Origin of the sequence: Adhaeribacter rhizoryzae (genome assembly GCF_008629685.1) — a bacterium.
GTDB classification, from domain to species: domain Bacteria; phylum Bacteroidota; class Bacteroidia; order Cytophagales; family Hymenobacteraceae; genus Adhaeribacter; species Adhaeribacter rhizoryzae.
Window position 1 is genome coordinate 118,920 of sequence record NZ_VWSF01000013.1, and the last position, 12,951, is coordinate 131,870.

Annotated in this window: 13 protein-coding genes; 6 read left to right on the forward strand and 7 right to left on the reverse strand. The window is 40.7% G+C overall.

Annotated features, from left to right (window positions below):
* The first annotated feature begins 227 nt into the window (after positions 1-227).
* The gene (locus tag F0145_RS16540; RefSeq protein WP_150089927.1) at positions 228-836 is read left to right on the forward strand and encodes a porin family protein; all 609 of its coding nucleotides are present in this window, start codon (positions 228-230) and stop codon (positions 834-836) included.
* A gap of 105 nt (positions 837-941) precedes the next feature.
* Here F0145_RS16540 and F0145_RS16545 read toward each other — a convergent pair whose 3' ends face one another.
* The gene (locus F0145_RS16545) at positions 942-1,676 is read right to left on the reverse strand and encodes an SDR family oxidoreductase (protein ID WP_150089929.1); all 735 of its coding nucleotides are present in this window, start codon (positions 1,674-1,676) and stop codon (positions 942-944) included.
* Positions 1,677-1,803: 127 nt separating this feature from the next.
* Between F0145_RS16545 and F0145_RS16550 the strand changes: the two genes are divergently transcribed.
* On the forward strand, positions 1,804-4,113 hold the full coding sequence (locus F0145_RS16550) for a M20/M25/M40 family metallo-hydrolase (protein WP_150089931.1): 2,310 nt from the start codon (positions 1,804-1,806) through the stop codon (positions 4,111-4,113).
* A gap of 160 nt (positions 4,114-4,273) precedes the next feature.
* Here the strand turns inward: F0145_RS16550 and ppnP are convergent, their stop codons facing one another.
* Positions 4,274-4,555: a pyrimidine/purine nucleoside phosphorylase gene (ppnP, locus tag F0145_RS16555; RefSeq protein WP_150089933.1), complete on the reverse strand. Its 282-nt coding sequence runs from the start codon at positions 4,553-4,555 to the stop codon at positions 4,274-4,276.
* A gap of 89 nt (positions 4,556-4,644) precedes the next feature.
* Positions 4,645-5,880 carry a DEAD/DEAH box helicase gene (locus F0145_RS16560; RefSeq protein ID WP_150089935.1) on the reverse strand — a complete coding sequence of 412 codons (1,236 nt, stop codon included), beginning with the start codon at positions 5,878-5,880 and terminating at the stop codon, positions 4,645-4,647.
* A 438-nt stretch (positions 5,881-6,318) separates the two neighbouring features.
* On the opposite strand from F0145_RS16560, the gene F0145_RS16565 reads away from it, so the two are divergent.
* Complete coding sequence (locus F0145_RS16565; RefSeq protein ID WP_150089937.1) at positions 6,319-6,930, forward strand: c-type cytochrome; 612 nt, start codon at positions 6,319-6,321, stop codon at positions 6,928-6,930.
* 109 nt (positions 6,931-7,039) lie between these two features.
* Here F0145_RS16565 and F0145_RS26650 read toward each other — a convergent pair whose 3' ends face one another.
* The gene (locus F0145_RS26650) at positions 7,040-7,213 is read right to left on the reverse strand and encodes a hypothetical protein (protein ID WP_223816119.1); all 174 of its coding nucleotides are present in this window, start codon (positions 7,211-7,213) and stop codon (positions 7,040-7,042) included.
* A gap of 512 nt (positions 7,214-7,725) precedes the next feature.
* Here F0145_RS26650 and F0145_RS16570 point away from each other — a divergent pair.
* Positions 7,726-7,989, forward strand: a complete 264-nt coding sequence (locus F0145_RS16570; protein WP_223816120.1) for a hypothetical protein — start codon at positions 7,726-7,728, stop codon at positions 7,987-7,989.
* A 279-nt stretch (positions 7,990-8,268) separates the two neighbouring features.
* Positions 8,269-9,354: an AI-2E family transporter gene (locus F0145_RS16575; protein WP_150089939.1), complete on the forward strand. Its 1,086-nt coding sequence runs from the start codon at positions 8,269-8,271 to the stop codon at positions 9,352-9,354.
* 50 nt (positions 9,355-9,404) lie between these two features.
* Here F0145_RS16575 and F0145_RS16580 read toward each other — a convergent pair whose 3' ends face one another.
* Together F0145_RS16580 and F0145_RS16585 are read right to left on the reverse strand one after the other, a co-directional pair.
* Positions 9,405-9,842, reverse strand: coding sequence for a DUF2267 domain-containing protein (locus F0145_RS16580; RefSeq protein WP_150089941.1), 438 nt, complete (start codon positions 9,840-9,842; stop codon positions 9,405-9,407).
* A 484-nt stretch (positions 9,843-10,326) separates the two neighbouring features.
* Positions 10,327-10,755, reverse strand: coding sequence for a tail fiber domain-containing protein (locus F0145_RS16585; protein ID WP_150089943.1), 429 nt, complete (start codon positions 10,753-10,755; stop codon positions 10,327-10,329).
* A 518-nt stretch (positions 10,756-11,273) separates the two neighbouring features.
* On the opposite strand from F0145_RS16585, the gene F0145_RS16590 reads away from it, so the two are divergent.
* Positions 11,274-12,233 (forward strand): heme-dependent oxidative N-demethylase family protein, encoded by a 960-nt coding sequence (locus tag F0145_RS16590; protein ID WP_150089945.1) that lies wholly within the window; start codon positions 11,274-11,276, stop codon positions 12,231-12,233.
* Positions 12,234-12,349: 116 nt separating this feature from the next.
* Here F0145_RS16590 and F0145_RS16595 read toward each other — a convergent pair whose 3' ends face one another.
* Positions 12,350-12,622, reverse strand: a complete 273-nt coding sequence (locus F0145_RS16595) for a hypothetical protein (protein WP_150089947.1) — start codon at positions 12,620-12,622, stop codon at positions 12,350-12,352.
* Positions 12,623-12,951: the final 329 nt, after the last annotated feature.

Sequence of the window (12,951 nt, forward strand, 5' to 3'; positions counted from 1 at the left end):
TGGGTTACGGTTTAATTTAAAAATATGGCGTTTGTCTGGTGAAATATTTAATATTTTAAGGCGTTTATGTTTTTTAAAATATTTGAAAATGAACTGGTTAACTTGTAAGAAAGCGCAGGGTAATAGCCGAACAAGGCTGGTTGAAAATTTTTGGTTTAGTATTTGCTAAACTTTATTTCAACATAGGAGCCTTTTTCCAAAATAAAAAAACGCAACATTCCACAACCATGAAAAAAATTATTTTACTAGCGCTATTTACGTTTACCACCGGGATGGTGGCACAAGCGCAAGTTGCTTTGGGTTTAAAAGCCGGGGCAAGTTCTTCGCAGGTCGATATTAAAAATATAAGAAGTTCGGTATCGGAGTTTAAGGCCGCCGACGATATTACGGGCTACCATGCCGGTGCTTTTTTGCGCGTAAAGGCGGCGGGTATTATATTGCAACCCGAAGCTTATTTTACTTCTACAGGCGGCAAAGTTAAAGTAACCGATACTGACAACGGTACCAACGTGCAAACCGAAAAATTTACTTTCAACCGCTTGGATGTGCCTTTATTAATTGGATATAATTTCTTTAAAGTGGCGCGGGTGCAGGCAGGGCCGGTTGCGTCGATGCTGGTGAGCGGTAAATTTCAGGATCAGAAACTGGAAGATTATTTAAATAAATCGGACTGGGGCTGGCAAGCCGGCGTTGGGTTTGATATTGGCAACTTTACCGCTGACTTACGCTACGAAAACGTGAAGCGCGACTACACCAACAATACCCAAAATACCAGCTTCGATATAGATAACCAGCAATTTATTTTAAGTTTAGGCTTTAAATTATTAGGTAAATAATATTCTGTTCTGATTAGTAATACAAAACGCCCCGAAACCTACGCATGGTTTTGGGGCGTTCTTTTTTGCTTCAGTACAAAATAACTTCACGACCACATGGGTTAATTAAAGGTTCATTCTTTTAAATACTTCTTGTAATTCAGCCCGCGAGGCTTTTCGCGAAAATTCGGAAGTGCCGTAACCAATTTCTTCTTCGCCGCTGGCCAGGCGTTCCATTACAGCATCGGCAAATTCAGCTAATGGTACGCCAAAGGTATGCAGGCCGGGTCCGCCTAAATCGGTGTTTACGGCGGGTGGGGCAACCTCAATCACCTTAATGGGAGTTTGGTTTAACTGGTACCGCAACGATAACGTAAACGAATGCAACGCCGCCTTGGTAGCACTGTACACGGCGGCTTTCGCCATTGGCACAAAAGCCAAACCGGAGGTTACATTAATAATATAGGCTTGGGTTCGTTGTTGCAATAGCGGAATAAAAAGCAGCGCCAGGTGAATGGGGGCTTCCAGGTTAATGGCAATTTCAGACTGATGGCTGCTCCAGGGTTCATCGTTTTGCGTAAGCAGTACCCGCCGCTGAATACCGGCATTATTCAGTAGCACATTTACTTCCGGAAAGTTAGCTTTTACCCAATCGTATAGTTCCAAGCGGTCTTTTTCCTGGCCCACATCGGCTACCCGCGTATGCACCTGCGGATATTGATTTTTTATGGCTTCCAATTTATCGGCGCGACGGCCACAAATTATTACTTTGTTGCCGGCCTTCAGAAAACGTTCGGCAAAGGCCCAGCCAATACCCGAGGCACCACCGGTAATTAATACTGTATTTTGAGCTATATTCATGAGGCTTTTCTTTTAATTTAATTAGCCTTCTACGTGTTTGCCCGTATTACTTCCTGATTAGTTTGCTTTTATTTACCTGGTTACCCGCTAAAAATGATGGGTTTGCTTTAAACCTTATTCTCTTGCCATGCCAAACCGCCGGTACCTGTCTGCGCTGCTGCTGTTTTTTATTTTGGTGGCTTTAAGCCTGCTGAGTATTTATTTACTAAGGCCACCGCGAGCTTTGCTGACCAACGCACCCGAAACAGAATTTGCCGCCGGCAGAGCCATGCAACACGTTAACAAAATTGCACAACAGCCGCATTCTATGGGCACGGCGGCCCACCGGCAAGTGCGGGAATATTTATTAACCGAACTAAAAGAACTGGGCCTGCAAACAGAAGTACAGGCCACCGTAGTCAGCAACCAGGCCCTCCGGCGTTCGGCAATGGCTTATGTGCAAAATGTAATTGGCGTGTTCAAAGGAACCGGCACTGGTAAAGCCATCTTGCTAATGGCTCACTACGATTCGCAGCCCAATACCTTTGGTGCCGGCGACGATGGGGCTGGCGTAGCCGCTTTGTTAGAAGTTGCCCGCGCGCTCCGCAGCGGGCCGCCATTGCAGAATGATGTTATTTTTTTATTAACCGACGGCGAAGAATTTGGCTTGTTTGGAGCGAGGGCCTTTTTACAGCATTCCTTAGCGCAAAAAATAGGCTTGGTAATTAACCTGGAAGGGCGCGGAAACAGCGGTCCCAGTTTAACTTTTGAGATAAGCCCGGAAAACGGTTGGATAATAGAACAATTTGCCCGAGCCGCGCCTTATCCTTTAGCCAGTTCTTTAATGTACGAAATATACCGAATTCTGCCCAATGATACCGATTTTTCGGTTTTCCGGCAAGCGGGTTACAGCGGTTTTAACTCGGCCTTTGTAGATGGCTATGTGCATTACCATAAACTAACCGATACGCCGGCAAACCTGAACCAAAACAGCTTGCAGCACCACGGCAGCAATACCTTGGCCTTGGTTCGCCATCTTGGCAACTTATCGCTTAATACTACCAAGGCGCCCGATAAAGTATTTTTTAACCCTATTGGTAGTTGGTTGGTGCACTACCCGGCCAGCCATACTCCAATATGGGTTGTGATTACCGGCATTTCGTTGTTTTTATTTTTAGTAGCCGGTTTTAAAAGTAAAGCTTTTACCTTATGGCAACTCCTGAAAGGCCTTATTTTTTACCTCCTGATATTTACCCTGGTAGCCGGATTATTAGTGCTTTTAAACCAGGGCGTAGTAAAACTAATGCCATTTCACCGCTTTATTAACGGGGTATATAACGCAGATTTATTTTTCCTGGCTTATGTGTTGGTGGCTTTAGGTTTGTTTCTGTTGTTAACCAGATTAGCCTACCGTTTTACTTCGGCCTGGGGATTGGCTGGCGGGGTATATTTAATTATATATGGGCTGATTGTAGCAATTTATTTAACTATTCCGGCGGCAGTATTTATTCTTTTATTTCCGTTGTTGTTTTGCACACTGGCTGGCTTAGGTGTAATACTTTGGGGTGTTCCGGATGCGTTTAACTGGTGGTTTATCCTGATTTTGGTAGCAGGTTTTCTGCCGGCAATATCTTTATTGGTGCCCTTGGCTAGCCTTACAGCAGTAGTTTTTGCATTACAATTGGCGGTGGTACCTATGCTGGTGCTGCTGTTGTTTTGGGGTTTAGCTATTCCTTTAATTTACCAAATAGATGCAAACCTGCGCTGGCGCTCGGTACCTCTAGTTTCCGTAATATTACTAACAGGAGGCGGCTATTTAACTGCTGCCGCTGTTTACCTCGAAAAACCTTCGCCTGCGCAGCCGCTCCATTCGGATGTGAGTTATTACCTGGATGTAGATCAGAACAAAGCTTTTTGGGCATCTGGTTATACCAAACCCGATGAATGGAATAAACAATTCTTCGGTAATGCCAAAGTAGGTTTGCTAGCTGAATATTTTCCGGCAGCAGCTACTATTTTGCTTAAAAGCCAGGCTAAACGATTGCCTTTAACGCCGCCGGTAGCCGAAGTAATAGCCGATACCATTTACCAGGGACAGCGGAAGTTAAAAATACACCTACGGTCGGAGAGAGAGGCCACCCAACTGCAAATAGATATAATTAGCCAAACCGAAGAAGCCTTACAGGAAGCAACTATAAACGGCGTTAAGATTCCGAACCCTAAAAAGATTGTGAAGGAAGGCGTATTGTTAACTACACTGTTATTAGGCTTGCCCGAGGAAAAAGGCGTAGAATTACAGTTAACAATGGCCCAAACAGGAGGTGTCCGGTTGTTGCTGTATGACCGCTCAGTTGGTTTGCCCGAAGCCCTGATTAAGCAAAAAAGGCCTGCCCACGTAATTCCTGAACAAGGCATTAACAGCCATATAACAGTAGTTAAAAAAGCTTACTTTTTTTAATGAGGTTCAAAGAATTAAACCTGGCGTTTTCGAGAAAAATATTGTTGCTGTATTTAAGTTAAAAAACCTTTCAGAAGCCCAAGTATTAAAGGTTTCTGAAAGGTTTTTTTGCGGGCCAAAGAGCCGAATGAATTTGGAATATTATTTATTAAGGCTAGTATTATCGGTACTGGCAAAGGTAAGCGGTAGGAGCAGCGGCCTCTACTTTAAAAGAAGCATTAGCCGGTACTTCAAATTTGCTGCCGCCGCCAAAAGTTTCCCAGTTATCGGTGATGGGTAATAATACTTTTAGCTCACCTTCCAGAACGTGCATTATTTCGTGCATAGAGGTGCCAAACTCGTAAGTGCCCGGTGCAATAACTCCTACTGTTGATTTGCCTTCGGCGGTAGCATAACCCAAAGATTTTACCTGGCCGTCAAAATATTCGTTTACGTTTATCATTTTTGCTTTTAAAGTTTTCTGCAAATAAAGGTAGTTCCGGAAATAAATATTCAACCCGAAGGAATATTTTTACCAGACCGGGTTAGAGGTTATTTCTTTTTGCCTTTCTTTTTTTGCTCAAATTCGTCTACTTCGCGCAATAAAGCCTTTAAATCGTAATTCTGGTCCTGAGCAAAATCCAGGGTTTCCTGGTAATCGGCTTTGTTAATTGCCATCACTTTTATAGGCTTGTCCAAAAAGCTTTCTATTTCGGCCAGAACAGGCTTTTCTTCGGTGCTGCAAAACGAAATAGCGTGGCCTTTTTGTGTGCCCCGACCGGTACGGCCTACGCGGTGCACATAGTTTTCGGCTTGTTCGGGCAAATCGTAGTTTATAACAAAGTCTACGTTGGCTATATCAATGCCGCGGGCACTTACGTCGGTAGCAATTAATACTTTTACTTCGCCGCTTTTAAATTTTTGCATTACCGCCAGCCGGTCTTGCTGTTCTTTGTCGCCGTGTATGGTTTGGGCGGTTATGCCGGCGCGTTCCATGGCTTTCATTACCCGTTCGGCCCGTACTTTGGTGCGCACAAAAACCAATATTTTACTTTCGGGGTTTTCTTTAACCATGCGCTCCAGGAAGAAACGTTTATCATCCATTTCCACAAAAGCAACCGCGTGGTCTATGTTTTTAGCTACTGGGTCTTTGGGCGAAACCTGAATCCGGATGGCATTGTGCACCAGCGAATAAGCCAGTTTTTTTATTTTTTCGTTAATGGTAGCCGAGAAAAACAAGGTTTGCCGGTGGCGGGGCAAGCGTTTAATTACATCCTGAATATCTTTTATGAAACCCAAATCCAGCATGTGGTCGGCTTCATCTAAAATTAATATATCTGCGCGGTGCAATTTTAAATATCCCTGGCTAATTAAATCGAACATGCGGCCTGGCGTAGCCACCAAAATATCGAACCCGGACTCTAAACGGGCAATTTGCGGCGCCTGCTCCACGCCGCCGTATAAGCCAAAAGTTTTAATTTTGGTGTATTTCCCAATCTGATCAAAAACTTCGGTAATCTGAATGGCTAATTCGCGGGTGGGCACCATTACCAAACATTTAATGCCATCGGCGCGGCGGGCATTTTTCTTTTGTTCGTGCAAAATATCTAATACCGGTATGGCAAAAGCGGCGGTTTTGCCGGTACCGGTTTGGGCAATGGCCAGCACATCTTCGCCTTTTAAAATGGGCGTAATAGATTTATATTGAATATCGGTGGGCCGTATAAAATTAGATTCAGTCAGGCTTCTGATTATTTCGGGGGCAATGTCGTATTCTTCAAATTTCATAAGTTGCCTTTTGTAAAGCGCTATAGGCTGTTTTACGAGAATAAAATGCAGCGGCTTCTTTAGTAGCAGGTTTATTTAAATATTTTACCAATTTTTGTTTACTACCGCTTGTGCCGCGTTAAGCATTCGTTTATAATTATTGGCGCTAAATAAACCTGTACGCAAAGGTAACCTTAATTTTAAAGAAGTAGCGAATATTAAGCGTTCAACCAGTTTTAGACTAATAGCGCCTAAATTTTACCGGTATCGAATTAGCCTAATTATTCGTATAAAAACGGCAAAAGTAAGCGCAATTTTAATAGTAGACTTCACCGCTGATTTTATGTGGGTATCTATTTTAAAAATTATTGCTTTTTGTTACAACGATTAACTAATATTGGCGCTTCGTTTAAAATCAGCGGTAAGTGCCCAAAACAAAATTTTAAAATTTATTAAACTATGAAAAAAATAAGCATCCTGTTAGCTTCCTGCAATTTGTTTTTTTTGGTTGGTTGTGGAAGTTCCGAGAAAAAACCTGGCGAAGAATATTACGATCCCAATTATAAGCCAAAAGTGAACCAGTCTGCGGCCGGAACCGCAACCGATAATGCTACGGCACAAACCAATACCGCCGATAATACCTCTGCTGCCGCTGATACAAACGCCGGCAACGCAGCCGCTGCTGATATGCCAGCTGTTACTACCCCGCAACCGAGTGGTGCTAAAATTGAAGGTGCTCCGGCCAATAAAGATGAAGTACAGGTAGCGGTTCAGCCCAAAGATAAACTGCAAGCCTCACCGGCGGGCAAAAGCTTCGAAAAAGGCAAAAACCTGATTGCCAAATCTGACTGTTTAGCTTGCCACAAAGACGATGCAAAACTGGTAGGACCGTCTTATGAAGAAGTAGCGAATAAGTATGAAAACAACGCTAAGAATGTTGATTTTTTAGTAGGTAAAATTATTAAAGGCGGCGCCGGTTCCTGGGGACAAATTCCTATGAGCCCGCACCCAAATCTTTCTTCGGCAGATGCCCGCGAAATGGTAAATTATATTTTGTCGCTGAAAAAGTAATTCTTTAAATATTATTAAAATAAAAAAGAGCGCTACCCAAAGCGCTCTTTTTTATTTTAATAATATTTAGAACTACAGAAAACCACAATTTGCAGTTTTTTGCATTTACTTAATGAGTATGAGCCAATAACCGCACAATATTGTTCTGGATTTGATGCACTAATCGCGGATTACGCTCCCTTCTGCTCAAGTAGCGCAGAATAGTAATCAATGACTCCCGCTCTTGTTTATTCAAGGTGTCCAGGTTCATCGATTCTACTTTAAGTAAAATATCTATCACCATATTAGTTATTGCATCAGCGTTTTATCCAATATCTCAATAACCTAACGGCGCAAAATTAAAAAGGCTGACTTATATTAATAGAATCAGTTTTTATCCGGTAAAAATAAGTATTTAGTGTAACGCCGAGTTGCTGCAATACGCAAAAAATTGGCTGCATTATTTTACCAAATGCGGCAATAAATATTAGGCCTTTCTGTAAATAATACTTCTTGAGTGCTTATTAATTGTTATACATTTATTTCTCTTCTCATTTAAATTATCCTGAAATATTTAAATTCTGCTTTGCCTTAATTTAATATTCCAGCGTTGTAAACAAGTCTACCAATGCATTCAACTTTCTGGCTGCAATAATATAGGCTTAAGAGTATTTTCTGTTTATTGTTTTTGAGATAAATTTAAAATATTAATATTCAACAAGTTAATTATTGGTTATAGATTTAAGCAGAAGCTGGATTGATATTTGAAGGTTACTTTGATAAATATAAAATAAGTTTCACCTGAATTTATTAACCATGCGAATTGCGTTTCTTTCTCCTCTTGTGCTTTTGCTAGCTTTAGTACTTACCGTTTCCGGATGCCGGACCAACCAGGTAGCGCGGGTGTATCAGCCAGCCGGCAAACAATTGCCGCCAGGTCAGGCCAAAAAAGTGTACGGCCATCAATCGGCTAAAGCATTTGCGCCCGGTCAGCAGAAAAAAAACAAGTATTATGCCCCGGGTAACTCCGGCCAAAAAGTTAATCCAGGCTATGGTAAGAAAAAGGGTAAAAAGAAATAATTATATAATTGGGTTGCAATAAGTAGGTTCTTCAAAATTTAAAGATTCTCTAAGTACGTCAGCTAAAATACTTGAACTCCATAAAACTGTATCAGGAATAATTCTTTCGGAAAACTCTTCTTTGCTATAGATATTTAATATTTTTCTCCGTATATATTCTAATTATAAGCTATTGGGGTTTAAATTTTAGATCCGGGTAAGTAGGGGAGAAAAGGAGCGGCTAGATTTAAAATTTATTTATAAACTAGAAATTTTAATCTGCAATACCGTCCTAAATCTATGCGAAGTATTTCTATTTACCGGGCCAATGCGGTTGTGCTTTTCGGAATATTAGTTTTTTATGCGCTTTACCATGCCCGGGTATTTCTGATACCCTTGTTTTTTGCCATTCTGCTGGCCATGTTAATGGTCCCCATTAGCCGGAAGCTCGAAAGTTGGGGGATTAACCGCATTTTGGCAACGCTCATTTGTATTTTAATATTTCTGTTATTTATTGCCGGCATATTTGGCATTATAGCCGCCCAGGCCGTTAGCCTTTCCGAAGACTTACCCCAAATCCAGCAGAAGTTTCAGCAAATGGTAGATTGGGTACAACGCTGGATTGAAGGACAATTTGGCGTAACGCCCCAACGACAGATTCAGATAATGAAAACCCAGGTTGGTAAATTTTTGTCTTCGCCGGGTAAATATGTAAGCACCACTTTAAGTGGATTTATGGGCATTGTAACCGGTTTTGTGCTGGTGCTGCTGTACTTCTTTTTCTTAATGTGGAAACGCGAAAAATACGAAGAATTTTTTCTGAAGTTGGTAGTCAAAGAAAATGAACCTACTGTCCGGAAAGAGTTACAGGAAATAAACCAGGTTGCTTCGCAATATTTAATCGGGCGTTTAATTTCGATGTTGTTTCTGGCGGTTTTTTACGGCATCGGGTTTACGGTGGTTGGTTTAAAAAACGGGCTGTTACTGAGCCTGATTGCCGTAATCCCAACTATCATCCCGTACATTGGGTCTATTATAGGCGGTTTTTTCCCGTTAATGATGGCTTTGGTTACCGGTTCGCCGGGCACGTTTTTACCAGTGGTTATTATTTTGGTGCTGGCCCAGGTGCTGGATAATAATATTATAGAACCCATAGTAGAAGGCCAAAGCCTGGATATAAGCCCCATATTTACCATTGTGGCCATTGTAATAGGGGAATTAACCTGGGGCTTGGCCGGTGTAATATTATTTGTACCGTTGTTTGCTGTTCTTAAAATTATTTGCGACCACGTACCCAGCTTACATCCGTACGCTTTTTTGCTGAACAACGAAACCGAGGAACCTGCCTGGGTCGAGAAAATTAAAGGTTGGTTTAAAAAGAAATAGCAATAATATATTTCTTAACCTTAAATCCCTGATTTATAAATTAGCATCAATTAATGGCTGATCTTATCAGGCTTAATATCTTTGTGTAAGGCATTCTGTAATTTTTCGTACTGACCTGGCGATAGTAAATCATGCAACGCCTGCATAACGCCTTCAAAAGCCAGACGGGCATCATCCAAGGTGGGCAAATCTTTAATTTCGGCCAGTGCGTCTTTAGACCGAATAAATTCCAGCCATTGGTCTTCGTGGCGAATGCGCACCGGTTCGTGGTCGGGACGGTAACCATCGTAGTAAATGCCTTTCCAGATAATAGGAAGCTGCGCGCCAAAATGAGCGGCTTCGCCGGAAGGCAAACGATCGCGCAGGGCGTGCAGCACCGCTCTGAAAATACGGCCAGCTTTATTCCGGTCCGGAATATTCATGTGTTCAGCTACCCGGTTCAGCCAGGTATTGGCTTTGGTTACATAATCTTCAAAATGTAAGGACATATTTTGGCCTGGTTGAGGTTAATTTTAGGCAAGCGGTTAAATCTTAAAACGGCTGGTTGGGGCCGGAGTTTACCTGAACGCTCAAATTCTTAATCTTACCCGCTTCTAAAATATGTAAATGCCGTATAATCAAGTAAATAAATATTGCCCGTACTGCTGTGGTTTTCAGAAACAGGGAAGAAGCCGGAGAAATATTGGCAGCGCGTTTAAGCGTTTACCTACCAGCAGCGGCCATCGTAATAGCGTTGCCTTCGTTGGGCTATATATTATTGCCAAGATGTTAAGTTTAACCCCTCAATATTATTCTGATAAAGAAAATAGGTTATCCGGGGTCGGCCGGAATAAGCAGTGGAATTACAGCTACTAGCTAACTTTGAGTTGTTCTCATTGGCACATAAAAAAAGGGCTTTCTTGTTTATAGAAAGCCCTCCTGAATATTTATTAGACTGTAATCTGAGATTTGAATAAACGGTAGAATACCAAATTAATTACGCTGCGCTTCTACCTGCTGCTTTAGTTCATCTATCTGCTTTTGTTGTTCCTGTATGGCTGCAACCAACAGCGGCACCATGCTTTCCAAATCGGTAGTTTTCAGGGTAGCTTGCTGGTAATTATTCTTTCCTACCATTATGCTACGACTTTCTGCCCGAATTAAATCTGGCAATACTTGTTGTACATCTTCGGCTATAAAACCGTATTGTTTACCAGATGGCAGTTTTAATTTGCCATACTTATCGGTGTTGTATTCAAATTTTTTAGGTTCCAGTTTCTGTAACGTTACCAGCGCATCCTGAACCGGTATTACATTCTTTTTAAGTTCGCGGTCAGAGAAATGCTGACCAAAAACAAAGAAACTCACACTAAAAAATGCCATAACGGCTGCTATCACTTTAAATTTACTTAATTTATACATGGCTAATCGGGTCTTAAAAATTAAACTATTTTAATACTACAAATATATGTCAGCTATATTAAAGCAACATTAAACAAACATTAAAATAGAATTAAAATTAAAGTAAAACCTTATTTTTAAGTAGTATAGCTAATTTTTGAAGAATAATATTTGTATTGTTAAATTATTTAAGCAATTAACTTAAACGTTGGTGAAGCAGTATTTTCAAGATGAATTTAGGATAAAAGTAATATTTTAACAGAAGAGGCTTAAAAAAATAAGGTGAACCAGATTGTTTTATAGTTTTTATTTCAACTAAGGTTAATTTTTAAAGTAGGTAAGTAACAGTTTTAACTAATTAAGATAAATTTACCTTAATTGAAATACCAAAAATATTATATAGTGTCAGAATATAGGAAGGTATTAAAATAAAGCAATTTTACCTGGCAGGAAGCAATAATATTATTTTATAGCAAGCAGAACTGCTATTATCCTTTCCACTAAAACAGATTATTTTTGTTAACTTCTTTATTACTTCAATGTCAGCTAAGTTGGGAACCGAACCTAATCATATAAAATATTTGCCCTTCTTAAACGGTAACTATTCCACCGCCCCCGGCTTGCAAATAACGCAAAATGCAAAACATGCCGCCGATAGGCTTATTTTTCAACTAGATAATTCTTACGCTGATTACCTGGCAAACAAAAAGCAATGCCGGACCGAAAACCTGGCTAAATATTATGTTGAGAAGAATTTGCCAATAGCTACGGCGGTGGCAGCTAATAAATGCCTTGTCGCGCAACTAATAAAAGAATACCCAACAGAATTTTCGTTAACGGCAGCACCAACGGCGTATTGCCTTAAAAATAACTTAACCGGAGAAGAAATAATCTGGCATGCCGATTGGCTACAAACTACCGAAAACGATTATAAATCTTTATTTGATGCTTTATGTTGCCAGGTGCCGGAAGATGTAGTTATTTGCCAGTTAACGCCTAAACAGGATTGGCTGGCGGCCATACACTTGTGTGCGCCTAATCATTGGGCGGCGCACGATAAAATTGGCAAATCTTTTAACGTGGTGCACGGCAATATACCGGGCATGGAAAAAATTAATCAGCATTATTTTAAAATGCTGGAACTGCTCGTGCAGAAAGGGCCTTTTACGCGTTTTGCCTGGGGCCTGACTACCGACAAGCGCTTAAATCACCATCCCGAACCGCCGCTTGGTTTTGACCCAATATTATGGCAAGGCCGGCAAATACAACCAGATACGCCGCAAATTTATGTTCGGGTAGAAAGGCAGAGTACAATTGGGTTGCCAGCGGTAAATGCCTTTATTTTTACCATCCGCACTTATTTTTACGAGGTAAATACCCTGCAGCAGTATGAAAAAGCAGCTCTGTGGGCAGCCATCGAAAGTATGTCGACGGCATCGTTGCAGTATAAAGGCTTACACGGGCAGAAAGAAGCGCTGAAGCAATGGCTGGCGTTGTAAAAAGCGTATTGTGATATTAGTGCTTGTAAAAATAATTCGAATAGTTACTTAGCTTTTAAAAGCAAAAAAGAGGAAACAAGTGTTTCCTCTTTTTTATGTAAGCCATTTTAAATTTATTATTTGTCTTTTTCAAAACCTTCCATTTTTATCAGCTTGTTATACAAGCCTAAAAGCAAGAAAGGAGCAGGCCACTGGCCCACAAATAATGCTTCGTCATCTTTTTTCATGACTTTTAAAGTGGCAGAAATAGCCATAGAGCCTAAGGCTGCCCATAAAAATAAATCGGATGGCAGTTTTGCGGTGTATTTTTCGATGGTAGCGGCTACTGGGCCTTCTTTATACTCCGGATTAAAATTTTCGGCTTTAGCTTTTAAGTTTGATGATTCCATAGTTTTATAAAAGTTTATGAATTGTTAATACTTAGGTATCAAAACGGAGATATTATTTCGAATGTTTAAAAAAAATGAATTTATCTTATTTTAATTCGTCTAAGAAGGGCTAAAAACAGGTTTATTAGCCGTTAATTGACCGGCACCGTTACCCACATCAATTCTCCCCATTTTATTCAGAAAGTAGCTTCTTTAAATTTTACCTGGTGCTATCCGAATCTTTTCTAGTCTAAGCGCGAATGCAGTATTTAAGCTTTAATATTTATAGGCGATTTTAAAATAGTAATATTTCGTAAAACTTGTATAATTATTAAAAAATAATAAAAATG